Annotated in this window: 27 protein-coding genes and 1 tRNA gene; 10 read left to right on the top strand and 18 right to left on the bottom strand. The window is 59.9% G+C overall.

Translation table 11 applies throughout. The annotated features are described in order from the left end of the window. The first annotated feature begins 21 nt into the window (after positions 1 to 21). The 3 genes from C8K63_RS16775 to C8K63_RS16785 all read left to right on the top strand — a co-directional run bounded on the left by C8K63_RS16775 (position 22) and on the right by C8K63_RS16785 (position 2,627). A complete protein-coding gene (locus C8K63_RS16775; protein ID WP_108217741.1) occupies positions 22 to 831 on the top strand; it encodes an enoyl-CoA hydratase/isomerase family protein in 810 nt (269 codons plus the stop codon). A 7-nt stretch (positions 832 to 838) separates the two neighbouring features. Next, positions 839 to 2,047 carry an MFS transporter gene (locus tag C8K63_RS16780; protein WP_158273954.1) on the top strand — a complete coding sequence of 403 codons (1,209 nt, stop codon included), beginning with the start codon at positions 839 to 841 and terminating at the stop codon, positions 2,045 to 2,047. Positions 2,048 to 2,243: 196 nt separating this feature from the next. Further along, positions 2,244 to 2,627, top strand: coding sequence for a nuclear transport factor 2 family protein (locus tag C8K63_RS16785; protein ID WP_256594961.1), 384 nt, complete (start codon positions 2,244 to 2,246; stop codon positions 2,625 to 2,627). Here the strand turns inward: C8K63_RS16785 and C8K63_RS16790 are convergent. Next, positions 2,624 to 3,421, bottom strand: coding sequence for a class III extradiol ring-cleavage dioxygenase (locus tag C8K63_RS16790; RefSeq protein ID WP_108217744.1), 798 nt, complete (start codon positions 3,419 to 3,421; stop codon positions 2,624 to 2,626). The two genes, C8K63_RS16785 and C8K63_RS16790, sit on opposite strands and share 4 nt — an antisense overlap. 273 nt (positions 3,422 to 3,694) lie before the next feature. Here C8K63_RS16790 and C8K63_RS16795 point away from each other — a divergent pair, with 273 nt between their 5' ends. From C8K63_RS16795 to C8K63_RS16810, 4 genes are all read left to right on the top strand, one after another. Then, positions 3,695 to 4,522: a fumarylacetoacetate hydrolase family protein gene (locus tag C8K63_RS16795; protein ID WP_108217745.1), complete on the top strand. Its 828-nt coding sequence runs from the start codon at positions 3,695 to 3,697 to the stop codon at positions 4,520 to 4,522. Between the two features lie 32 nt (positions 4,523 to 4,554). Next, a complete protein-coding gene (locus tag C8K63_RS16800; protein ID WP_108217746.1) occupies positions 4,555 to 5,442 on the top strand; it encodes an acetaldehyde dehydrogenase (acetylating) in 888 nt (295 codons plus the stop codon). A gap of 22 nt (positions 5,443 to 5,464) precedes the next feature. Then, positions 5,465 to 6,499, top strand: a complete 1,035-nt coding sequence (gene dmpG, locus C8K63_RS16805) for a 4-hydroxy-2-oxovalerate aldolase (RefSeq protein ID WP_108217747.1) — start codon at positions 5,465 to 5,467, stop codon at positions 6,497 to 6,499. Positions 6,500 to 6,789: 290 nt separating this feature from the next. Next, positions 6,790 to 7,821 (top strand): flavin reductase, encoded by a 1,032-nt coding sequence (locus C8K63_RS16810; RefSeq protein WP_108217748.1) that lies wholly within the window; start codon positions 6,790 to 6,792, stop codon positions 7,819 to 7,821. A gap of 93 nt (positions 7,822 to 7,914) precedes the next feature. Here the strand turns inward: C8K63_RS16810 and C8K63_RS16815 are convergent. The 9 genes from C8K63_RS16815 to thrS all read right to left on the bottom strand — a co-directional run bounded on the left by C8K63_RS16815 (position 7,915) and on the right by thrS (position 15,368). Further along, positions 7,915 to 7,991: transfer RNA gene (locus C8K63_RS16815), tRNA-Pro, on the bottom strand. An 89-nt stretch (positions 7,992 to 8,080) separates the two neighbouring features. Next, entirely contained in the window at positions 8,081 to 8,437 is a 357-nt protein-coding gene (locus C8K63_RS16820) for a MerR family transcriptional regulator (RefSeq protein ID WP_003179985.1), read from the bottom strand. Further along, positions 8,418 to 8,720: an integration host factor subunit alpha gene (gene ihfA / locus C8K63_RS16825; RefSeq protein ID WP_002553164.1), complete on the bottom strand. Its 303-nt coding sequence runs from the start codon at positions 8,718 to 8,720 to the stop codon at positions 8,418 to 8,420. Before ihfA ends, C8K63_RS16820 begins: the two co-directional genes overlap by 20 nt. Before the next feature lie 3 nt (positions 8,721 to 8,723). Then, entirely contained in the window at positions 8,724 to 11,102 is a 2,379-nt protein-coding gene (pheT, locus tag C8K63_RS16830; RefSeq protein ID WP_108217749.1) for a phenylalanine--tRNA ligase subunit beta, read from the bottom strand. Between the two features lie 26 nt (positions 11,103 to 11,128). Beyond that, positions 11,129 to 12,145, bottom strand: a complete 1,017-nt coding sequence (gene pheS / locus C8K63_RS16835) for a phenylalanine--tRNA ligase subunit alpha (RefSeq protein WP_007975711.1) — start codon at positions 12,143 to 12,145, stop codon at positions 11,129 to 11,131. A 109-nt stretch (positions 12,146 to 12,254) separates the two neighbouring features. Then, positions 12,255 to 12,611, bottom strand: coding sequence for a 50S ribosomal protein L20 (gene rplT, locus C8K63_RS16840; RefSeq protein ID WP_007905879.1), 357 nt, complete (start codon positions 12,609 to 12,611; stop codon positions 12,255 to 12,257). A 28-nt stretch (positions 12,612 to 12,639) separates the two neighbouring features. Then, on the bottom strand, positions 12,640 to 12,834 hold the full coding sequence (gene rpmI / locus C8K63_RS16845; protein ID WP_002553160.1) for a 50S ribosomal protein L35: 195 nt from the start codon (positions 12,832 to 12,834) through the stop codon (positions 12,640 to 12,642). Positions 12,835 to 12,894: 60 nt separating this feature from the next. Continuing rightward, a complete protein-coding gene (gene infC, locus C8K63_RS16850) occupies positions 12,895 to 13,446 on the bottom strand; it encodes a translation initiation factor IF-3 (protein WP_172668659.1) in 552 nt (183 codons plus the stop codon). Beyond that, on the bottom strand, positions 13,446 to 15,368 hold the full coding sequence (gene thrS, locus C8K63_RS16855) for a threonine--tRNA ligase (protein ID WP_108217750.1): 1,923 nt from the start codon (positions 15,366 to 15,368) through the stop codon (positions 13,446 to 13,448). Before thrS ends, infC begins: the two co-directional genes overlap by 1 nt. Before the next feature lie 374 nt (positions 15,369 to 15,742). Between thrS and C8K63_RS16860 the strand changes: the two genes are divergently transcribed. Both C8K63_RS16860 and C8K63_RS16865 read left to right on the top strand, forming a co-directional pair. After that, a complete protein-coding gene (locus C8K63_RS16860; protein WP_108217751.1) occupies positions 15,743 to 16,045 on the top strand; it encodes a hypothetical protein in 303 nt (100 codons plus the stop codon). Between the two features lie 291 nt (positions 16,046 to 16,336). Then, the gene (locus C8K63_RS16865; RefSeq protein WP_003179963.1) at positions 16,337 to 16,549 is read left to right on the top strand and encodes a cold-shock protein; all 213 of its coding nucleotides are present in this window, start codon (positions 16,337 to 16,339) and stop codon (positions 16,547 to 16,549) included. 70 nt (positions 16,550 to 16,619) lie between these two features. Here the strand turns inward: C8K63_RS16865 and C8K63_RS16870 are convergent, their stop codons facing one another. Continuing rightward, complete coding sequence (locus tag C8K63_RS16870; protein ID WP_108217752.1) at positions 16,620 to 16,940, bottom strand: I78 family peptidase inhibitor; 321 nt, start codon at positions 16,938 to 16,940, stop codon at positions 16,620 to 16,622. A gap of 165 nt (positions 16,941 to 17,105) precedes the next feature. After that, a complete protein-coding gene (locus C8K63_RS16875; RefSeq protein WP_108217753.1) occupies positions 17,106 to 17,411 on the bottom strand; it encodes a hypothetical protein in 306 nt (101 codons plus the stop codon). 132 nt (positions 17,412 to 17,543) lie between these two features. Between C8K63_RS16875 and C8K63_RS16880 the strand changes: the two genes are divergently transcribed. Continuing rightward, entirely contained in the window at positions 17,544 to 17,735 is a 192-nt protein-coding gene (locus C8K63_RS16880; RefSeq protein ID WP_108217754.1) for a hypothetical protein, read from the top strand. 57 nt (positions 17,736 to 17,792) lie between these two features. Here the strand turns inward: C8K63_RS16880 and C8K63_RS16885 are convergent, their stop codons facing one another. From C8K63_RS16885 to C8K63_RS16910, 6 genes are all read right to left on the bottom strand, one after another. Then, the gene (locus C8K63_RS16885) at positions 17,793 to 18,800 is read right to left on the bottom strand and encodes a nucleoside hydrolase (protein WP_108217755.1); all 1,008 of its coding nucleotides are present in this window, start codon (positions 18,798 to 18,800) and stop codon (positions 17,793 to 17,795) included. 65 nt (positions 18,801 to 18,865) lie between these two features. Then, positions 18,866 to 19,270 carry a D-ribose pyranase gene (rbsD, locus tag C8K63_RS16890; RefSeq protein ID WP_108217756.1) on the bottom strand — a complete coding sequence of 135 codons (405 nt, stop codon included), beginning with the start codon at positions 19,268 to 19,270 and terminating at the stop codon, positions 18,866 to 18,868. After that, complete coding sequence (rbsK, locus tag C8K63_RS16895; protein WP_108217757.1) at positions 19,267 to 20,184, bottom strand: ribokinase; 918 nt, start codon at positions 20,182 to 20,184, stop codon at positions 19,267 to 19,269. The genes rbsD and rbsK overlap by 4 nt, the downstream gene beginning before the upstream one ends. A 75-nt stretch (positions 20,185 to 20,259) precedes the next feature. Next, complete coding sequence (locus C8K63_RS16900) at positions 20,260 to 21,279, bottom strand: LacI family DNA-binding transcriptional regulator (protein WP_108217758.1); 1,020 nt, start codon at positions 21,277 to 21,279, stop codon at positions 20,260 to 20,262. 3 nt (positions 21,280 to 21,282) lie between these two features. After that, positions 21,283 to 22,260 carry an ABC transporter permease gene (locus C8K63_RS16905; protein WP_108217759.1) on the bottom strand — a complete coding sequence of 326 codons (978 nt, stop codon included), beginning with the start codon at positions 22,258 to 22,260 and terminating at the stop codon, positions 21,283 to 21,285. Beyond that, the gene (locus C8K63_RS16910; protein ID WP_108217760.1) at positions 22,257 to 23,810 is read right to left on the bottom strand and encodes a sugar ABC transporter ATP-binding protein; all 1,554 of its coding nucleotides are present in this window, start codon (positions 23,808 to 23,810) and stop codon (positions 22,257 to 22,259) included. Before C8K63_RS16910 ends, C8K63_RS16905 begins: the two co-directional genes overlap by 4 nt. Positions 23,811 to 23,840 lie beyond the last annotated feature (30 nt).

Below are 23,840 nucleotides of genomic sequence, written 5' to 3' on the forward strand. Positions count from 1 at the left end.
CAACAAAAACGGAGTTTCCCCATGACCGATTACGGACGTTTTCACAGTATTCTCGCCGAGCTCCGGGACCATGTCCTGGTGCTGACCCTCAATCGCCCCGAACGCCTCAATGCCGTGGGAGCCGACATGCATGAAGGCCTCGAAGCCATTCTTGCCGACCTGCGCCACGACACCAGCGTCCGGGCCGTGGTGCTGCAGGGTGCAGGACGGGCCTTTTGTGTCGGTGGCGACGTCAAGGCGTTTGCCGAGACGCCGGCCATCGAGCAGACCCCATGCGAAGCCATGGCCCTGGTCACCCGCGGCGCCGGGAACCTGATCGAGCGCTTCCTCGATGTCCCACAGCCGATTATCGCCGCGGTGCAGGGCTACGCCATGGGGCTGGGGGCGACTCTGGCCCTGCTCTGCGATGTGGTGCTTATCGCCGACGACGCCCAGATCGCCGACACTCATGTGCCCATGGGCCTGGTCGCAGGCGATGGTGGCGCGCTGGCCTGGCCCCTGGGCATGCCCCTCGGCGCTGCCAAGTACTACCTGATGACCGGCGAGCGACTCAGTGGCAGTGAAGCTGTCCGGCTGGGCCTGGCCTTGCGGGCCATGCCGGCCACGGAGCTGCATGATCAGGCGCTGCAGATGGCAGAGCGCATGGCCGCCCTCCCTCCTCTCGCGCTGCAGGGCACCAAGCGCGCGCTGAACCAGATCCTGCGCCAGCGCAGTCAGTTGGTGACCGACTTGGGGCTGCAGCTGGAAGCGGCGACCTTCCTCAGCGCAGATCACAAGGAAGCCTCCAGCGCCTTCGCGCAAAAGCGCCAGCCGGTCTTTCATGGGCGCTGAGCACAGTATGTCCAGAGGCGCTGGAGACACCGGCTGGCTCGGCGGCATTTCTACGGAAGTGCGCTGCCTGTGCGTAATCAGCTTTATCTCCGCCGTGGGCTTCGGCATCCAGTCACCGGCCATTCCGCTGTTCGGCCAGGCGCTAGGGGTGGGCAGCAGCATGATCGGCATGATCATCGCAGCCTTCCCCTTCGCCCGCCTGCTGATGGCTTGGCCAGGCGGCAGGCTGGTCAATCGCTGGGGCGAGTACCGGTTGCTGTGCGGCGGCCTTGGGCTCATGGCGCTGGGCAGCGTTGCCGCCGGCTTTTCCACTTCCGCCGAGCAGTTGCTGGCATGGCGCGGTCTGTGCGGAATGGGCTCGATCCTCTACAGCGTGTCGGCCATGAGCCTCATGCTGCGCACCACCGCCGCCAGCCACCGGGGGCGGGCGGCGGGGCTGTTCATGGGTGCCTATTACGTCGGGACGGTCGCCGGTCCCGCCATCGGCAGCCTGTTCGTGGACATGTCTGTGCGTCTGCCGTTCTTCCTCTACGGAGCCGGAACGGGAGCGGCGGCCCTGGTCGCGGCACTGCTGCTGCGCCACCTGCGCCACGCTCACAACGCGGCGAACGACTCCGGGCAAGCGGCGGTCAGCTTTGGCCAGGCGCTACGCCTGGCCTCTTACCGATCCGCGATCGCCAGCAATTTCGCCATCGGCTTTGCCGTTTACGGGGTCAGGGTTTCCGTCCTGCCGCTGTTCCTGCTGACGGTGCTCAACCAGCCGGCGAAGTGGATCGGCATCGGTCTGACTGTCGGTGCACTGACCCAGACACTGCTGCTGCCCAAGGCTGGCCGATGGGTGGACACCTGGGGCCGCAAGCCAAGCCTGATGCTGGGCATGTCCCTGGTACTGGGCAGTTTCCTGCTCATCCAGGGCGGGCAATCGCTGGCAACCTACCTGGGCGGGCTCGCGCTGATGGGGCTCGGAACCGCCTTCTGCACCACCGCCGCAGCCGCAGTCGCCGGTGACGCCGCCAATGGCCGTGGGGGTACGGTGATAGCCGGCTACCAGATGGCCGCCGACCTCGGCATGGTCATCGGCCCCATTCTCATCGGGGTACTCGCCGAGCGGCACTCCTACGCCCTCGCCCTCGGCTGCACCGCCGCTCTGCTGACACTGGCCGCCTTGACGACACTGACCATCCCCCACGACAAGAACCAGGGGAGCACCCCATGAGTGAGCGCAGCCAATCGGCCTTGATCCGCGCCAACCTGCAGTTCTCCCGTGAGTTGCGAAGAGGTGGCGGCCGGGTTGTGGGAAGCCTCGGTGCATCTAACCCGGGTGGAGTTCCAGCCGGTCACGCAAACCACATCCGCCATAAACCAGCAGGCAATCGCCTGAGCAAGGAGTAGACATGCCAACGGAAATCCAAATGAAAAGCGCCCTTCAGGCCTACATCGACGCCTTCAACCGCAATGACCTGGAAGCCATCATCGCTCTCTACCACGACGACGCAACGGTGGAAGACCCGTACGGCTCGTCGCCTCGCGAGGGCAAGACGCAAATCGTCGAGTTCTACCGCAGCGCCATGGCCAACGGTGCCACCCTGCAGCTCTGCGCACCGATCCGCGCCTCTCACGGCGATGCTGCCGCAATGGCCTTCGATGCCGTGGCGAAGCTACCCCAGGGCAAAGCGCGGGTACGGGTCATCGATGTGATGACCTTCGACGAAGCCGGGCTCATCACCTCCATGCGCGCCTATTTCGGCCCAGGCGACATCGAGTTCAAGGCCTCCTCCGACAGCCGCAACGACTAGCCAAAGCGATAAGCCGAGACCGCGACAAGGCCCCCCAGCCGCTCGGCGTAAACACGCCGTGCGGGCTGGTCACCTGCTGCAGCGCAAGCCACCAGCAACGGCAGCAAGTGTTCCTCGCGCGGATGGGCGAAACGCGCCTGCGGTGCCTCGACCCAATGGCGCAGGCGCTGACTTCGTTCCTCCGGCGTCCCCATCAGCGTATCGAGTAGCCAGTCATCGAATGCCTGCGCCCGCGCAGCCAGGTCCTCTGCAGATGCACGGATGTTGTGGAAAGACATGCCGCTGCCCACGATCAACACCCCATCCTCTCGCAACCCTGCCAGCGCCACCCCGGCAGCCAGGTGCGCTGCTGGGTCCAGATCGCCGCGCAGTGACAGCTGCAACATCGGGATATCCGCCTGTGGATAGATCAGTTTGAACGGGATGAACGCACCGTGATCCAGTCCGCGTGTGTCGTCGAGCGTTGCCGGTAGTCCAGCGCCGCGCAAGCGTTCGCAAACATCCCTGGCCAGCCAGGGTGCGCCGGCGACCGGGTATTGCAGTCGATAAGTGTGCGCCGGGAATCCGCTGTAGTCGTAGATCAGGCCAGGGGCCGGACTGGAAGTCAGCGTGAACCGCTCGGCCTCCCAGTGTGCGGAAACGACCAGGATGGCCTTCGGCCGTTCCGGCAGGCCCGACGCCAGGCCCTGCAGCCAGGCCCCCAGTGAATGCCACATTTCGGCCGGGCCGAAGTCCCAGCGCATGAAGAAGCAGGGACCCGCCCCATGGGGAATGAACAGACTCGGAAGGCTCATTGAAAATGCAACCTCAGGCTCAGGAGCAGGATTGATGACGCTGCCAGCAGAGAGAGCGCCAGACTCAGGACGCATGCCAGTAACGGGTTGGTCACCGGTAATTTGTCGCCAGTGTGCGGGCTTCTCAGCCCCGGACGCCTCCTCCAAATCAATTACCCCGACTCCGTAAAAATGCAGAGATGCAGAAAGAGTGCTGAAGCTACTGCATGCGGGTGAGGGCACGCGCCGACACATCCGGCATGATTTGGACAACCCCGACAAGAGGACAGTCCAATGCCGCCCGTAATCGAACCGATCTCCAGTACCTCGCAGGACAAGACGCGACTGCGCCAGCGACTCGCCGAGCGTCTCTACAGGGCGCTACGCAATGGCGAGACGATCGAGCCGCTGACCACCACCGACTCGCTGGATATCGAAGACGCGTACCACATCTCACTGGCCATGCTGGAACAGCGTAAAGCCGACGGCGAGCAGATCATCGGCAAGAAAATCGGAGTGACGAGCAAAGCCGTGCAGGAAATGCTCGGCGTCCACCAACCGGACTTCGGCTTCCTCACCGACCGCATGCATTTCGATAACGATGCCTGCGTCAGCCTTAGCCAGGCCAACCTCATCCAGCCCCGTGCAGAAGGTGAGATTGCCTTCATCCTCAAGCACGACCTGATGGGCCCCGGCGTCACCCGGGAGGATGTGCTGCAAGCCACTGACTCGGTCATGGCCTGCTTTGAGATCGTCGATTCGCGCATCTGCGACTGGAAGATATCCATACAGGACACCATCGCCGACAACGCCTCCTGCGGTGTCTTCGTCCTGGGTAGCCCGCGCGTCTCCCCTGCCGGTCTCGACCTCGCCAATGTCCGCCTGGATATGAAGCGCAACGGAGAGCCACATTCCAGCGGGCTTGGTTCGGCCGTGCAAGGGCACCCAGCCGAGGCCGTGGCCTGGCTGGCCAATACCCTGGGTACCTTCGGCATGCCCCTGCTCGCTGGCGAAATCATCCTGTCGGGATCGCTGGTTCCCCTGGTACCCGTAAAAGCTGGCGACCACTTCGAGCTGACCATTACGGATATAGGCTGCGCCTCGATTCGCTTCACCGACTGACTCTGCCCTCCCTAGATGCGAGAGAACTGGCCATGACACGCAAAATCAGATGCGCCCTGATCGGCCCCGGCAACATCGGTACCGACCTGCTCTACAAACTGCAACGCAGCAAAGTGCTGGAACCGGTCTGGATGGTCGGGATCGACCCCGAATCCGACGGTTTGAAGCGCGCCCGGGAAATGGGCCTGAACATCACCTGCGAAGGCGTCGATGGGCTCCTGCCCCACGTCAAGGCCGACGACATCCGGATCGCCTTTGACGCGACCTCCGCCTACGTACATGCCGAGAACTCGCGCAAGCTCAATGAACTGGGCGTGCTGATGATCGACCTCACGCCTGCGGCCATCGGCCCGTACTGCGTGCCGCCGGTAAACCTGGCCGATCACTTGGGCAAGCAGGTGCTGAACGTCAACATGGTGACCTGCGGGGGACAAGCGACCATTCCCATGGTCCACGCGGTGTCACGTGTGCAGCCCGTTGCCTATGGCGAAATTGTGGCGACGGTGTCGTCCCGCTCGGTCGGTCCCGGCACCCGCAAGAATATCGACGAGTTCACCCGCACCACTGCCGGCGCGGTGGTCACGGTCGGAGGGGCCAGGGAAGGCAAGGCGATCATCGTGATCAACCCGGCCGAACCTGCGCTGATCATGCGCGACACCATTCACTGCCTGACCGAAAGCGAACCGGATCGCGAGGCTATCACCCAATCGGTGCACGCAATGATCAAGGACGTACAGAAGTATGTGCCCGGCTACACGCTGAAGAACGGACCGGTATTCGACGGCAATCGCGTGTCGATTTTCATGGAGGTGCAGGGCCTGGGCGACTACCTGCCCAAGTACGCCGGCAATCTGGACATCATGACTGCGGCCGCCGCCCGTACCGCGGAAATGTTTGCCGAAGACATGCTGAACGCCTAACCACTCTCGAATGGAAATTGCCATGACCTCTTTACGCGGCAAGCAAATCAAACTGCACGACATGTCATTGCGCGACGGCATGCACCCAAAGCGCCACCAGATCACCCTGCAGGAGATGGTGGATGTGGCCACCGGTCTGGACGCCGCCGGTGTTCAGTTGATAGAAGTCACCCACGGCGATGGCCTGGGCGGCGCCTCCGTCAATTATGGCTTTGCGGCACACAGCGACGAGGAATACCTGCGTGCGGTCATTGCGCAAATGAAACAGGCCAAGGTATCGGCCCTGCTGCTGCCCGGTATCGGCACCGTCGATCACCTTCAGATGGCACATGACTGCGGCGTACACACCATTCGCGTGGCAACCCATTGCACCGAGGCCGACGTTTCCGAGCAGCACATCCAGTACGGCCGCAAGTTGGACATGGATACGGTCGGCTTCCTGATGATGGCACACATGCTCGACGCCGACGGTTTGGTGAAACAGGCCAGGTTGATGGAAAGCTACGGCGCCAACTGCCTCTACATCACGGACTCGGCCGGGTACATGCTCCCCGAAGACGTTCGCGTGCGCATCGACGCAGTTCGCCAGGCGCTGAAACCGGAAACCGAGCTGGGCTTCCACGGCCACCACAATCTCGGCATGGGCATAGCCAATTCGCTGTCAGCCATTGAAGCCGGTGCCAATCGCATCGACGGCTCCGCCGCCGGCCTCGGTGCCGGTGCCGGCAACACGCCGCTGGAAGTCTTCAATGCGGTCTGCGATCGCTTGGGCATCATTACGGGCGTGGACGTGTTCAAGCTCGCCGATGTCGCCGAAGAGAAGGTGTTCCCGATGATGGAGCACATCGTCCGGGTCGACCGTGACTCGCTGATGCTAGGGTACGCTGGCGTCTACTCCTCGTTCCTGCTGTTCGCCAAACGTGCCGAAAAGAAGTACGGCGTGCCCTCCCACGAGATCCTGTTGGAACTGGGCCGACGCAAGACTGTCGGCGGCCAGGAGGACATGATCGAGGACCTGGCGCTGGACATGGCGCGTGAACGCGCAATCAGCCACTGACGCGGCCAGGTCCCGACATCGGAGATCGTTTACCCCTGCCCCCTTACGGGGGCTTTTTTTCCCATGAAATCAATGTCTAGCGCACACGAAATCGCGCAGATCAGGTCCATTTCAATCGACATCCAGCCTGAGCCACAAAATCTCATCCATGCCCGCCTTCCTTGGCCCTCACGTAGTTTTGCAAACACCTTGATATCAACAAACATCGTCCGTTCTGACCATGCTGGAAAGTGCTGCACGTTAGACAATTCAAGCCACAGATACGGCTCCCAGCACCAGAGGAAACGGGCATGAATAACAACGCACAACGCTCACAAGCCGGCCAGCAGAAACATGGCAGTACCACACTGGATCCCCGGGAGTTTCGCCACGCTCTGGGGACGTTCACCACGGGTGTCACCATCATTACGGCTCGCGACCAGGACGATGCCCCCGTCGGCGTAACGGCCAATAGTTTCAACTCCGTGTCCCTGGACCCTCCACTGGTGCTCTGGAGCCTGGCTCGCAAATCACAGAGCCTCGCCACCTTCGAAAAAGCCAGCCACTGGGCTGTGCATATCCTCGCCCACGACCAGGGCGAACTCTCGGCGCGTTTCGCCCGTAGCGTCTCCGGGCCGGAGAAGTTCGACGGCATCGAGTACGAGGGCGGCCTGGGCTCGGCGCCGCTGCTGGCCGGCTGCACCACTCGGCTGCAGTGCCGCACGGCCCATATCTACGATGGCGGCGACCACATCATCCTGGTGGGCGAAGTACTCAAGTTCGACAAGTCCGATACCCCTCCGCTGGTATTCCAGAGTGGCAACTACGCCATCGCCACCAGCACCGCGCAAACCATCATGCCGCCTCCTGACGAGGATCCTCGTAACGTCAGCGAAGCCAGCCCCCTTGGCTATTTGCTGGCCAGCGCATACCTGCACTTCTCCGCCAGGACGCAGGAACATGCCTCTGAGCTCAAACTCAACAACATCGAGTACCTGGTCCTCAGTGCACTGGGTACGCGGGAAGGACGCACCTACCACGAGTTGATTTCCCTCGCCGCGTACACCGGACGCGAAGTCGGCCCTGAATCGATCAACGACCTGGCAGCGAGAGGGCTGATTCGCATCGATGACGAACGCACCGCACCGGACGATGAGGACCACGCGCAAATTTTCCTGACACCCGAAGGCAAGAAAGTCGTCGCTCGCATCCTCATCCAGAGTCAGCAGGTGGAGGATACGATGATGCGACAGCTCGGAGTCCCCGAGACCATTGCGCTACGTACTCTACTGAGCCGCTTCGTGAGGATCCACAGTCCGCTTATCCCTTATCGCTGGTTCTGAGGCTACCACCGAGAGCCAGTCGTTTTGTAGGGGTAAAAACGATCAAAAATAAAAAGGGTCGCGAGATAAAATCTCGCAACCCCTTGAAAAATATGGTCGGGACGGAGTGATTCGAACACTCGACCCCTAGCACCCCATGCTAGTGCGCTACCGGACTGCGCTACGCCCCGACTAGGCGTGAAACCTGTTCCTCACCTCGAGGAACGTTCAAGAATATATCGCAAGCTTTTGAAAACTGGAAGTATTTAAAAGCAGGATTTTATTTCTTGAGCACCACCAGAACATCTTCGAGCTCGGCGATCATCTGGCGGATCATTTGTTTGTATTGGGTGGTGTCGTCTTTGGCCTCATCACCGGACAAGCGCAGGCGCGCTCCGCCGATTGTGAACCCCTGGTCATAAAGAAGCGCGCGGATCTGCCGAATCATCAGCACATCCTGGCGCTGATAATACCGGCGGTTTCCGCGACGTTTGACAGGGTTGAGTTGAGGAAACTCCTGCTCCCAGTAGCGCAGCACGTGCGGTTTTACCGCACACAGCTCGCTGACTTCACCAATGGTGAAGTAGCGTTTGCCCGGGATGACGGGGAGCTCGTCGTTATGACTTGGTTCCAGCATAAGCCTCAACTCGGGCCTTCAACTTCTGCCCTGGACGAAAGGTGACCACACGGCGAGCCGTGATCGGGATTTCTTCCCCCGTTTTCGGATTGCGGCCAGGCCGCTGGCGTTTGTCCCGAAGGTCGAAATTGCCGAAACCGGACAATTTGACTTGTTCGTTGTCTTCAAGAGCGTGCCTGATTTCTTCAAAAAACAGTTCGACCAATTCCTTGGCCTCCCGTTTGTTCAGGCCCAGCTCTTCATACAGACGTTCCGCCATCTCAGCTTTCGTCAGAGCCCCCATACGTCACTTCCTTAACGTGGCGTTCAACCTTTTTTCGAGCGAGGTGAGGATGTTTTGCGTTGCGGTATTCACCTCATCGTCATTAAGAGTGCGCGATGGATGCTGCCAGGTCAAGCCGACTGCGAGGCTTTTTCTATCAGGATCAATGCCTTTACCCTGATACACGTCAAATAGCCTGAGGTCTGTCAGCCATTCGCCTGCATTTTCACGGATTACGTCCAGTACAGCCGTGGCTGCGACGTCTTTGTGTGCAATCAGTGCAAGGTCACGACGCACTTCAGGAAAGCGCGATAACTCGTGGAATGCAGGCATTTTGCCCGACGCCACTTCCGCCAGAACCAGCTCGAAGACGAAGACCGGACGGTCGAGACCGAGGGTTTTCGACAATTCAGGGTGGATCGCGCCAATGAAGCCGACCAGACGACCGTCACGCTCGATGCGTGCGGTTTGACCCGGGTGCAGCGCTGGGTGCTTGCCCGGCACGAAAGTGAATGCATCCAGGGCACCGGCGAAGCCCAGCACCGCTTCCACGTCAGCCTTGACGTCGAAGAAGTCGACGGTATCGCGACCCTGCGCCCAGCCTTCCGGCAGGCGACTACCGCAAACAACACCCGCCAACATCGGCTCTTGCTTCAGACCTTCGAGCTGACCAACGAAACGCAGGCCGCTTTCGAACAGACGCACGCGATCCTGCTGACGGTTCAGGTTGTGCTGAAGCGCCTTGACCAGACCTGGCCACAGCGACGAACGCATGGCAGCCATGTCATTGGAGATCGGATTAGCCAGCAGCAACGGCTCCACACCCGGATTAAACAGCTCGAACTGTTTTGGATCGATGAAGCTGTAGGTAATGGCTTCCTGATATCCACGGGCAACCAGCAGGCGGCGCAGTTCCGGCAAATCGCTACGGGCTTCTGCCTTGGCTTGCGGCGCCAGACGCGCTTGCGGATAACGAACCGGCAAACGGTTGTAGCCGTACAGGCGTGCCAGTTCTTCGATCAGGTCGACTTCCAGGCTGATATCGAAGCGATGGCTTGGCACTTCTACACGCCACTGCCCTGCCCCGTCGGCAGTAATGGTCAGGCCCAAGGCATTGAGCAGGCGCTCCACTTCAGCCGAATCCATTTCCATACCCAGCATCTGGGTAATGCGCTGGGCACGCAGGGTGACCGGAGCAATTTTCGGCAGGTGCTGTTCGCTGACGGTCTCGATGATCGGACCCGCTTCACCACCGGTGATGTCCAGCAGCAGGCCAGTCGCGCGCTCCATGGCTTCGCGGGCCAGTTGCCAGTCCACACCACGCTCATAGCGATGCGATGCATCGGTGTGCAGGCCATAGGAACGGGCCTTGCCTGCTACGGCGATCTGGTCGAAGAAGGCGCTTTCCAGGAACACATCACGGGTGGTCGCGGAAACACCGCTGTGCTCGCCACCCATGACGCCGGCGATGGCCAGTGCGCGGGAGTGGTCGGCAATCACCAGCGTATCGCTACGCAGGGTGACCTCCTGACCGTCGAGCAGCACCAGCTTCTCGCCCTCTTCGGCCATGCGTACACGGATGCCACCGTTGATTTCGGCGAGATCGAAGGCGTGCAGCGGCTGACCCAGCTCCAGCATCACGTAGTTGGTGATGTCGACGGCAGCATCGATGCTGCGCACATCGGCACGACGCAGGCGCTCGACCATCCACAGCGGCGTAGGCCTGGACAGGTCGACGTTACGAATCACTCGACCGAGGTAGCGTGGGCACGCGGCGGGCGCCAGCACTTCGACCGAACGCACTTCGTCGTGGGCGGCAGGCACCGAAGCCACTACCGGACGAACCACCGGAGCGGCGTACAGTGCGCCGACTTCACGGGCCAGACCGGCCAGGGACAGGCAGTCGCCACGGTTCGGGGTCAGATCGACCTCGATGCTGGCATCTTCCAGGTTGAGGTATTCACGAATGTCCTGACCGACCGGCGCATCGGCCGGCAGCTCCATCAGACCGTCATTACCTTCACCAACCTGCAGCTCGGATTGCGAGCACAGCATGCCGTTGGACTCAACGCCACGCAGCTTGGCCTTCTTGATCTTGAAGTCGCCTGGCAGCTCGGCACCGATCATGGCGAAAGGAATCTTCAGGCCCGGGCGCACGTTTGGCGCACCGCAAACGACCTGGAAGGTTTCCGAACCGCTGCTGACCTGGCACACGCGCAGCTTGTCGGCGTCCGGGTGCGGCTCGGTGCTCAGCACCTCGCCAACCACCACGCCACTGAAAACACCGGCGGCCGGCGTAACGCTATCGACCTCAAGACCGGCCATCGACAGACGAGCAACCAGCTCGTCGCGACTTACCTGCGGGCTAACCCAGCCGCGCAGCCATTGTTCACTGAATTTCATCCTGCTCTCCTAAGAATTCGTTACGACTAGCGAAATTGCGCGAGGAACCGCAAGTCGTTGTCGAAGAACAGACGCAAGTCGTTCACGCCGTAACGCAGCATGGCCAGACGCTCGACACCCATGCCGAAGGCAAAGCCCGAGAACTCTTCCGGGTCGATCCCGGACATGCGCAGCACGTTCGGGTGCACCATGCCGCAACCCATCACTTCCAGCCAGCCAGTCTGCTTGCAGACGCGGCAGCCTTTACCGCTGCACATCACGCACTCCATGTCGACTTCGGCGGATGGCTCGGTGAACGGGAAGTAGGAAGGACGGAAACGCACCGCCAGTTCCTTTTCGAAGAACACCCGCAGGAACTCTTCGATGGTGCCTTTGAGGTCGGCGAAATTGATGTCGCGATCGATCAGCAGGCCTTCGACCTGGTGGAACATCGGCGAGTGGGTGATATCGGAGTCGCTGCGATATACACGGCCTGGGCAGACGATGCGGATCGGCGGCTGTTTCGACTCCATGGTGCGGACCTGTACCGGCGAGGTATGGGTGCGCAACAGCATGTTCGCATTGAAATAGAAGGTGTCATGCATCGACCGGGCCGGGTGGTGGCCTGGGATGTTGAGCGCTTCGAAGTTGTGATAGTCGTCTTCGACCTCAGGGCCTTCGGCGATGCCGTAGCCAATACGGGTGAAGAACTGTTCGACGCGTTCCAGAGTGCGGGTAACCGGATGCAGACCACCGGAGGTCTGACCACGGCCAGGCAGGGTCACGTCAATGGACTCGGCAGAGAGTTTGGCAGCCAGATCGGCTTCTTCAAACAATGCCTTGCGCGCATTAAGGACCTCTGTGACACGCTCCTTGGCAACGTTGATCAGCGCACCGACCTGCGGACGCTCTTCTGCCGGCAAATTCCCCAGGGTCTTCATCACCTGAGTCAATTCACCCTTCTTGCCAAGGTAGTGAACCCGGATTTGCTCCAGGGCATTGATATCTTCAGCGCTTTGCACAGCCTCTAGTGCTTGAGAGACGAGCGCATCCAGGTTTTCCATGTACAGACTCCAGATACAAAATAGGGGAAGAGCTTGAAGGCTCTTCCCCTATTTATGACGTTTAACACCTGACCCCACAGATGTGAGGCCGGGTGACTGTCGGGGGTACTTAAGCCAAGGTGGCTTTAGCTTTCTCGACAATCGCAGCAAACGCCGCTTTTTCGTTCACTGCCAGATCAGCCAGAACCTTACGGTCGATCTCGATGGACGCTTTTTTCAGGCCGGCGATGAAACGGCTGTAGGACAGACCGTTGATACGAGCACCAGCGTTGATACGAGCGATCCACAGAGCGCGGAACTGACGTTTTTTCTGACGACGGTCACGGTAGGCGTACTGGCCTGCCTTGATTACCGCTTGCTTGGCAACACGGAATACGCGGGAGCGTGCGCCGTAGTAGCCTTTAGCAAGTTTCAGAATTTTTTTGTGACGCTTACGGGCAATGACGCCACGCTTTACACGAGCCATGAGTTACTTCCTCTATTCTTGACTAAAATTAACGAAGGCGCAGCATGCGCTCGACTTTTGCCACGTCAGACGGATGCAGCAAGCTGCTACCGCGCAGTTGACGCTTACGCTTGGTCGACATTTTGGTCAGGATGTGGCTCTTGAAAGCGTGCTTGTGCTTGATACCGTTAGCAGTTTTCAGAAACCGCTTAGCAGCACCACTTTTGGTCTTCATTTTTGGCATGTTCGGATACTCCGCATTCAGTTGATAAACATAATCAGAAGGCCTGCCGTGCCCTGTTGATTACTTCTTCTTTTTCGGGGCGATGACCATGATCAGCTGGCGTCCTTCCATCTTAGGATGCTGTTCGACCGAACCGTACTCGAGCAAGTCACCTTCAACTCGCTTGAGGAGTTCCATCCCCAGCTCCTGGTGGGCCATCTCACGGCCGCGGAATCGCAAGGATACCTTGGCCCTGTCCCCATCACTCAGGAAACGTACCAGGTTGCGCAGTTTTACCTGGTAATCCCCTTCCTCCGTCCCTGGACGAAACTTGATTTCTTTAACCTGAATCTGCTTCTGGTTTTTCTTGGCCGCAGCAACCTGTTTCTTCTTTTCGAAGATCGATTTGCCGTAGTCCATCAGTTTGCAAACAGGTGGTACTGCATCGGCGGAAATCTCCACCAGATCCAGCTTGGCCTCTTCAGCCTTAAGAAGCGCGTCTTCAATTGACACAATCCCAAGCTGTTCACCTTCAGCTCCAATTAACCGAACCTCGCGTGCCGAGATATTCTCGTTGATCGGGGCTTTCGGTGCAGCTCGTTTATCTTGTCTCATTTCACGCTTAATAATAATTACTCCGAATCTGGGCGACCACGCCGGGAAACCGCTTGCGCGAGAAACTCAGCGAACTGGGCGACGGGCATCGAGCCCAGGTCAGCACCTTCACGAGTACGCACAGCGACAGTCTGCATCTCGACTTCCCGATCTCCGATAACCAAGAGAAAAGGAACCTTGAGCAAAGTATGCTCGCGGATTTTAAAGCCGATCTTTTCATTTCTCAAGTCAGACTTGGCACGAAACCCGCTTTCGTTGAGAGTTTTTTCCACTTCGGCGGCAAAATCAGCCTGTTTATCAGTGATATTCATCACCACTGCCTGGGTCGGAGCCAGCCACGCGGGGAATGCGCCCTCGTAGTGCTCGATCAGAATTCCGACGAAACGCTCGAAGGACCCCAGGATCGCCCGGTGCAACATGACCGGGTGCTTGCGGCTGTTGTCTTCGGAGACGTATTCGGCTCCCAGACGGACAGGCAGGTTAAAATCGAGCTGCAGGGTACCACATTGCCAGACGCGACCGAGGCAATCTTTCAGCGAGAACTCGATCTTCGGACCGTAGAACGCACCCTCGCCCGGCTGCAGATCGTACGGCAGGCCCGCACTATCAAGGGCTGCGGCCAGCGCAGCTTCGGCGCGATCCCAAAGCTCGTCGGAACCGACGCGTTTTTCCGGACGAGTGGACAGCTTCATCTCGACATCGGTGAAGCCGAAGTCGGCGTAGACATCCATGGTCAGCTTGATGAACGCAGCGGATTCAGCCTGCATCTGTTCTTCGGTGCAGAAAATGTGCGCGTCGTCCTGGGTGAATCCACGCACGCGCATGATGCCGTGCAAGGCACCCGATGGCTCGTTACGGTGGCAGGCACCGAATTCGGCCAGGCGCATCGGCAACTCGCGGTAGCTTTTCAGGCCCTGGTTGAACACCTGCACGTGGCACGGGCAGTTCATCGGCTTGATCGCGTAGTCGCGGCTTTCCGACTGGGTGGTGAACATGTTGTCGGCGTAGTTGGCCCAGTGCCCGGACTTTTCCCACAGGCTGCGGTCAACGACCTGGGGTGTCTTGATTTCCAGGTAACCGTTGTCGCGCTGCACCTTGCGCATGTACTGCTCGAGCACCTGGTACAAAGTCCAGCCATTGGGGTGCCAGAACACCATGCCCGGCGCTTCTTCCTGGGTGTGGAACAGGCCCAGGCGCTTGCCGATCTTGCGGTGGTCGCGCTTTTCGGCTTCTTCAATGCGCTGGATGTAGGCGGCCAGTTGCTTCTTGTCCGCCCAGGCGGTGCCGTAGACGCGCTGCAATTGCTCGTTCTTGGCATCGCCGCGCCAGTAGGCACCGGACAGCTTGGTCAGCTTGAAGGATTTCAGGAAGCGCGTGTTCGGCACGTGCGGACCGCGGCACATGTCGACGTATTCTTCGTGATAGTACAGGCCCATGGCCTGCTCGTTCGGCATGTCCTCGACCAGGCGCAACTTGTAGTCTTCGCCACGGGCCTTGAACACTTCGATCACTTCGGCGCGCGGAGTGACTTTCTTGATCACGTCGTAATCTTTCTCGATCAGCTGCTGCATGCGCTGTTCGATCGCGGCCAGGTCGTCCGGAGTGAAAGGACGCTCGAAAGCGATGTCGTAATAGAAACCTTCATCGATGACCGGACCGATGACCATTTTGGCGGTCGGGTACAACTGCTTGACCGCATGGCCAACCAGGTGGGCGCAAGAGTGGCGAATGATCTCCAGCCCCTCTTCATCCTTTGGCGTGATGATTTGCAGCGACGCGTCGCTGTCGATGATGTCGCTGGCGTCGACCAGCTTGCCATTGACCTTGCCGGCCACGGTGGCCTTGGCCAGGCCTGCACCAATGGATGCGGCGACCTCGGCTACGGAAACCGGGTGATCGAATGAACGTTGACTGCCGTCGGGAAGAGTAATAGTTGGCATGGCGCCTCCTCTCCTAGTGGTGACCCCTACCAAAGGTCACGTGGGTTGGGATGAGCCAGTACAAGATCCGGTCCAGGCCATTCAATGACGAACGCCTGCCTTACAGCGGCAGGAGCCTTGCGGCCAACCGGAAAACCGAACCAGAGTGACTGGGATTCAAATCAGGGTTAATCGCGCATCTGCCGCCGCCGGGACTGAAGGTCCGTCGGAGCCTGCAAACGCCCGAGCGAGGCATGCTAGCACAGATGAACGGTCGTCGATGCACGCAGACTTTGTGCGGGGGCAAATCGGGCATTTTTATGCCAGAGTGCTGAACTTGAACACCGCTTCGCCCCTCAGATAACACGTCATTGACCCACAAGGAGCATCCCAGCATGCGTCTGAACCGTTTGTTCGCCGTAGTCGCACCCATCGTTCTGCTGCTGCCATTGGCCGCCCACGCCGATTGGCCAAAGGGTGAGCGCGAGAAATACATGGCGCAATGCGTCCCTGCAGCGGCACAAAAGATCGGTGATGCGAAGGCAAAAGCCGTCTGTGGTTGCGGCGCCGACCAGATCAAATCCTATCCTGCCAAAGACCTTCAGGCATTGATGGACGGCACGGCAAGTCAAGAACTGGGAAATCAGGCGATGAAGAAAATCGCCACTTGCAGGGTCGATCCCGGGGCGAAGAAATAAGCTTCTCGCATTGATTTTTTCACCTGCAATAACCGAAAAAACAGGCCGAATGTCGCTTTGCCTGACATTTTTTGAAGGTTTTACAGCTTTTTTTTCGTCTTTTCTTTCGGCTGAAAGCCTTATAAACCGGGGCTTTCAGCCATTTCAGGACATAAAGAAACCACGACTGATCGGCAAACAGCTCGCCCGGGGGGCTCCCAAAGCGAACATTTCGACTATGATATCCGGGTGTGCCCAGTTGGCCTGAGCAGCACAGTACTACTGAAAATATATGTTTCTTGGAGATACACCATGTCTAATCGCCAAACCGGCACCGTTAAATGGTTCAACGATGAAAAAGGCTTCGGCTTCATCACTCCTCAAGGTGGCGGTGACGACCTGTTCGTACACTTCAAAGCTATCGAAAGCGACGGTTTCAAAAGCCTGAAAGAAGGCCAAACTGTTTCCTTCGTGGCTGAGAAAGGCCAAAAGGGTATGCAAGCTGCTCAAGTTCGCCCAGAGTAATTTCCAGGCGCACTAAAAAAACCCCGTCCATGTGACGGGGTTTTTTATGGATGAAACAAAAGCCGAGCGATCAGCCGCAGTTGACGCGAGTGACCACTTTATTGGCATCGGTGTTCAGGTTCAGGCGGTCTGAACGGTACTCCAGCGTCACCATGTCGGTTGGCAACAGGAACCGCGCGTTTTGCGCTCCTGCGCGGGTGCGCGCTTGCTCAAGCAATTGCGGCGATGCCTGTTTGCCGATGGTGAACTCGGCAGCCTTTGCTTCACAGCGGCTGTGACCCGTGTCAGTCGTCGCAACATCCGTTGTTGCCGACTCCGTAGAGGTAGTGCTGCAACCGGCCAGCGTGGCAACGGCCAACAAAGTACCCAATGACGCGAGCTTCCAAGGCATGAAGCCTCCTTATTCAATGATTAAGCTGAGATCGTGCGACAACCAGACTGGCGTTTGGTTTCACAGGGAGCACTAGCACCCTGCCCATGATCCGGACGAGCCGCGATTCTGCCTGAGCGCCGCGCTCCCCTTAATCACTGAATCGTGACTGAATATGAACGACGCTCAATAGACGTCGATGTAGTCGTAAGGCGGATTGGGCCAGTTCTCTTTCAAGGCATTGAAGATTTGCATGACCCAGACTTCATCGCTGGCCGCGACCCGCCCGACATAACCGGAGCCCTTGGCCCAGGTTTCGAGCCGGAACAACAACCCGTCGATATCGGTACCGCCCACGACACCTGAGGAGATGTAGGCAATGCCCCCTTTGGTGACCCGCAACTGAGTGTGCTCATCGTCACTGGCGCTGGCCAGCAATCGACGCACCGCCTCCAGGGTCAGGCCATCCGGGGAGTTCAAATCGATCTGCACAGCGCATTCCTTGAATATTCGTCAGAGACCAAGTGTCGCACAGCCCTCCTTTGCTGCCTAAGTCGACGTGTCAAAAGCCCCGTAAAATGGTTAACTCGGCACTCAGACTTCCCCGACCCCACGAGCGCCATCATGACCACCGTAAGCATCGACGCTGACATCAAGGCCAAGTGGCAAGACGGCCACAGCTCCTACAGCCCAGGCAGCACGGAAGAGCTCGCCATTATCGGTATCGACCTTCTGGTCAGGGACCTTGGAACCGAAGCCGCCCAATCGTTCATCGAGCAGATTTTCGAGAAACACTTGTCGGACCAAAAGAGCTAAGCGGTTAGCGGTTAGCGGTTAGCGCGAGGGAGTGAAACCACCTGCGGGAGATGATGCTTACTTCAGGCGGGCCAGGCGCTCGGTCAGCAGATCGAAGAAGCCCTGGGCATCGCCGCTTTCTACCCAGAAGGCGTTCTTTGGCGCCTTCAGACCGTCATACCAATCAACGATGGTTTGTCCAAAGGTCGGCCCTTCGCGGCTGTCGACCACCACGTTGACCGAACGACCGCTGAACAACTGCGGCTTGAGCAGGTAAGCGACAACCGTGGCGTCATGCACCGGGCCGCCCGGAATGCCGTAGTGTTCCATGTCGCCTTTGACGTACTCATTGAGAATGTCGCTCACCAGCCGGCTGGCGTTGTTGTTCAGCGCGGCAATCTGTTTGAGGCGCGCTTCGCTGGTAAGGATCTTGTGGGTCACATCCAGCGGCAGGTAGGTCAGCTTTACGCCGCTGTTGAGTACCACTTCGGCCGCTTGCGGGTCGGCGAACAGGTTGAACTCGGCCACCGGTGTGATGTTGCCGCCGTTGAAGTGCGCACCGCCCATGACCACCACTTCCTTGATGCCCTGAACGATACCCGGCTCCTGGATCAGCGCCAGGGCCAGGTTGGTCTGTGGGCCTAGCATGGCGATGGTAATGCTGTGGGGCTCGGCCGATTTCAGCGCATCGATCAGGTAAGTCACCGCACTGCCCTTTTCCAGGCCCTTCTTCGGCTCATGCACGGCGACGCCCGACAGACCTTCCTTACCATGAACATCCTCGGCATAGATCGGCGTGCGCATCAGCGGCCTGAGTGCACCGGCATAAACCGGCACCTCCTCACGCCCCGCCCATTCCCGGGCCAGTCGCGCATTGCGTGAGGTCTTGTCCAGGCGAACGTTGCCTGCAACGGTGGTCAATGCCCGAACATTCAGCTCGTCCGGCGATGCCAGGGCGAACAACAGGGCAACGACATCGTCAGCCCCTGGATCGGTGTCGATGATCAGGTCGATCTTTGCTGCCTCGAGGGCGTTCGTGGCGGTCTTCAAGGTCAAAAGCAGCAAGCTCCAGAGCAGTGGGTTCAGTTTCTGAGCATAGCGATACGGGACACACTCCTTGTGCCGGGGACATCAAACACGCGGACAGCCAGTCAAAACGTAACGCCGGCGACCAGCACAATGTTGCAGTACGGCTGACACTCGCCTGTCCGAACAATCGCCCTGGCCTGCCGGCTCAGAACCTTGAATTGTTCATGGGCGAGCACCTCACGCCGACCCAGTGCGCCTTCGCCGTCCAACTCATTCAGCGCAACCAGGGCCGACGGCTTTTTATCGAAGATTTCCTGAGCCAGCACATGGCTTTCGACCTGCATCTCACTGAGCACGACCTTCAAGGTGCTGACAAAATCCGGAATGCCGTGGGTCAAGGCCAGGTCGATCAATTCAACGCCCGGTGGAACCGGCAGCCCCGCATCCCCGATGACGACCCTGTCGCCATGCCCCAATGAGGCTATCAGCCGTGACAGCGCAATGTTGAGAAGGGGTGTCTTTTTCATGGGATTTTAAACGCCTGCACATCGCTCAAGGCGGGAATCGAAGGTTGCGCGCCGGCACGGGTGACCGACAACGCCGCAGCCACCTGCCCGAAGCGAATCGCCGACACCTCATCTTGACCCGCGGCCAGCGCCGCAGCGAAACCGCCGACGAACGTATCGCCGGCCGCCGTGGTATCGACAGCCTTTACCACGGGCGCAGGGAAATGTTCGAAGCGTTGGCCATCGGCAAACAGCGAACCTTGCGCACCGAGGGTGATGATCACCTTGCCGGCGCCCAGGGCTATCAGGCGGGTCGCCGCGGCTTGCGCGGTGTCCAGGGAGTCCACCGACAGACCGCTCAGGGCCGACGCCTCGCTCTCGTTGGGAATCAGGTAATCGATGGACGCGTACCAGTCCGATGGCAGCGGACGACTGGCCGGTGCCGGATTGAGGATGACGGTCTTGCCCAGCTCGCGACCGCGCTTGAGCGCATGACCAACAGAAGCATCGGGCACTTCCAGCTGACAGATGAGCACGTCCGCCGCGTGTATCACCGATTCAAAACGGTCAATGGCTTCTGTGGTCAATGCACCGTTGGCGCCGGGGACGATCACGATGGTGTTCTGACTGCTGTCGTCGACCACAATCAACGCCACGCCGCTGGAACCGTCAACGGTGCTCACCGCCTGGCAATCGATCTGCTCGGCCAACAGCGCCCCACGCAGCGCCTCACCATAAGCGTCACTGCCCACGCACCCGATCATCGACACCTGGGCTCCCAGCCGCGCCGCAGCCACGGCCTGATTCGCGCCCTTGCCGCCGGAGACGGTGCAGAACGACTGACCAATCAGTGTTTCACCGCCCTTGGGCAAGCGTGGTGCCCGGGTCACCAGGTCCATGTTCAAACTACCTATTACCACTACTTTTGCTGGCATACATTGCTACTCATCGATTCTGTTTCGGCGACGCTGTGGGTTCAGCGGCTTTCTGTTTTCAACGGCTCTCTGTTTTCAACGGCACTGGGCAAACACGCCGGCCAGCGGCGCCGTCGATTCACGTATGACGATACTCGGCGTCACGATCCGCTGATCGGTCGCCAGGCCCGGCGTGGCAATTCGCCGTAAAAGCACTTCGGCGGCCATTTCGCCGAGTTGCACGATCGATTGCCCCACCGTGGTCAACGACGGATAGACATACCGACTCATCTGGATATCGTCGAAGCCGATCACCGACAACTCGCTCGGTACGCGAATATTGCGCTCGGCGGCGGCCCGGAGCACGCCGATGCCGATCATGTCGTTGGCCGCAAAAATGGCGGTAGGCGGGTTGTTTTCCAGCAAAATTGCGGCGGCACTGTAACCGCCGGTGCTGGTGAAATCGCTTTCCAGCATGCGCTCGGGAGAGACTTCGACGCCCGCCTCCTTCAAGGCCCGGCGATAACCCGCCAGACGCATCTGCGCCACGCTGGTGTTTTCCGGCCCGCTGATCGTGGCGATATCCCGGTGCCCCAGTTCCAGCAGATGCCGGGTCGCCAGATACGCGCCGTATTCATGGTCGATGCGCACCAGGTCCGCATCGATACCGTCCAGTCCGCGGTCGACGATCACCATGGGCGTACGGACGCCTTTAAGACCTTGCACCAGGCGACTGTCGCCGCCGGCCGAGGCGACAATCAGGCCGTCGATACGTTTTTCCAGCAGTACACGCAGATAGCTGCGCTGCTTGTCCGGATTGTCGTCGGAGTTGCACAGGATGACGCAGTAACCGTTTCGCTCGCAGTAATCCTCGATGCCCCGGGCCAGTTCGGCGAAATACGGGTTGAGGCTGTTGGGCACCAACAGGCCGATGGTCGCCGTGGTCTTGGCCTTGAGCGAACGGGCTACCGCACTGGGAACATAGTCGAGGGTCTGGATGGCCGCCTCGACCTTGATCCGGACTTCTTCACTGACCGGGCGGGTCTTGTTCACCACATGGGAAACCGTGGTGTAGGAAATGCCGGCAAGGGCTGCCACATCTTTGATCGTCGCCATGACTCAGGTCCGCCGGCTTGCGCGTTGACTGCGATAGGTGTCCAGCACCACCGCCACCACGATCACCGCGCCGGTAATGATGCGTTTGGTTGGCTCGGTTGCGCCGATCTGCGCCAGCCCCGCGGCCAGCACGGAAATGATCAGCACACCAAAAAACGTGCTGATCACCGAGCCGCGCCCGCCCATCAGGCTGGTGCCGCCGATCACGACAGCCGCGATCACTTGCAACTCAAGACCGGAGCCGGCATTCGGGTCGGCGGCTTCCAGGCGGGAAATCTGGAACAACGCGGCAATACCGGCCAGCAACCCCATCAGGCTGAAAACCAGGATTTTGTAGGGCTTGGGATTGATCCCCGCCAACCGCACCGCCTCTTCGTTGGTGCCGATACCGATCAGGTAGCGACCGAACACCGTGCGGGTCAACACGGCCTGGGCGATGAAAATGATCAGCAGCGCGATGATGAACGACGGTGAAATGCCGAAAGCGATCGGGTTGGACAACCAGGCGAACGCATCGCCGATGTAGGCCGTACGCGAGCCGGTCATCTGGTACGCCACCCCGCGAGCCATTTCCAGCACGCCCAGGGACACGATGAACGACGGAATCCGCCAGGCCACCGTGATCGAGCCGGTGATGGTACCGGCGAGCGCCGCGACGGCCATGCCCAGCAGCGCCGCCGGCAGAACGCCCCAGCCCCAGCCAAGCATCGCCACGCTCACAGTCGAGGCCGCCAGCGCCAGCACCGAGCCCACCGACAGGTCGATGCCACCGATGATCAACACAAAGGTCATGCCGACCGCCAGCACCATCAGGTCCGGAATCTGGTTGGCCAGAGTGCTGAAAGTATCGTAGGACAGGAAATGACTGCTCAACACCGAGAACAGCACGATCATCGCCAACAAGGCACCCGCCAGCCCCAGGTAAGTGCCCAGGCCGTAGAAGTTGCCACTGCGTGTGCCGGCGAAAGAAGCGGTTTTCATGGAAGATCCCTAGGCGCGGCTTCAAAGAGCTGCGCATCACGTTTTTGGTAGCCGGCAAAAGCAGCGGCGAGCAACTCATCCTGGGTCCAGCTGTCGCGATCGAACGTATCGATCAGGCGCCCCGCCGACAGCACGCCGATCCGGTCGCAGATCAGCATCAGCTCGCGCAAGTCGCTGGAAACCACCACCAGTGCCTTGCCCTGGCGGGTCAATTCACCGAGCAGGTTGTAGATATCGAACTTGGCGCCGACGTCGATGCCGCGGGTCGGCTCGTCGAACAGCAACACCGAGCAGTCGCGCTCCAGCCAACGGCCGATGACGACTTTCTGCTGATTGCCGCCGGAAAGCTCGGACACCAACTGAGCCGGACCGGAGCTGCGAATGCGCATGGCATCGATCTGACGCTGGGCCAAGGCGTTTGCGCGATCGTTGTCGACCAAGCCCGCGCTGGAGATGCCGGGCATGTTGCCCAAGGCGACGTTGGCGCCGATCGATTGGGTCAGCAAAAGGCCTTCGCCCTTGCGATCTTCGGTGATCAACGCAATGCCATGCCCGACCGCATCCACTGGCGAACGGATACTGACGACCTGTGCCGGCGACCCCAGGGCAATCGCGCCGCTGTCGGCGATATCGGCACCGAAGATCAGGCGCAGCAACTCGGTACGCCCCGCGCCGATCAAACCGGAAATCCCGAAAATCTCTCCGGCACGGACCTGGAACGACACGTCGCGAACCTTGTCGGCACGGTTCAGGCCGTTGACCGTCAACACCGGAGCGCCGATCTTGCGCGCCCCCATATCGATGTGTTCGCCGAGCTCGCGCCCGACCATCAGGGTGACCAGTTGCTCGCTGTTGTAGTTGGCCATAGGCTCGACGCAAACCAGGTTGCCGTCGCGCAGTACGGCAATGCGCTGCGCGACCCGCGCCAGCTCTTCGAGGCGGTGGGAGATGTAGATGATCGATACGCCGCGAGCCTGCAGACGGGTGATCTGCTCGAACAGCATTTCGACTTCGCGCGCAGTGAGCATCGCCGTCGGCTCGTCGAGAATCAGCACATGACAATCACCAATCAGGTTGCGGGCAATCTCCACCATTTGCTGGTGCCCAATGCCCAGTTCGCCGACCAGGGTGTCCGGGTCAATGGCGTCGAGCCCGACATGCGCCATGGCTTCGATTGCAGCCTTGCGCAACTGCTTGCGGCTGATCCAGCCACCTTTGCTGGGCAGGTTGTCGAGAAACAGGTTTTCCGCCACCGACAAGGTCGGCAGCAGATTGAGTTCCTGCATGACCATGCGGATACCCAGCGCTTCAGCCTGAGCCCGGCTACCCGGACGATAGTCCTGCCCCTGAAACTGCATCTGGCCGGTGGTCGGCGTGACCAGCCCGCCAATAATCTTCGAAAGCGTGCTTTTGCCTGCGCCGTTCTCGCCGGTCAACGCCAGCACTTCACCGCGCATGAGCGTCAGGTCGATGCCGGTCAGCACCGGTTGAGCGTAGGTCTTGCCGATACCGCTGACCGAGAGGACAGCGTTCGGGACGGAAACTGACATAAAAACTCTCCATGCGCTCGTCCGGTTGGA

This window comes from Pseudomonas sp. GV085 (assembly GCF_003050925.1).
GTDB lineage: Bacteria > Pseudomonadota > Gammaproteobacteria > Pseudomonadales > Pseudomonadaceae > Aquipseudomonas.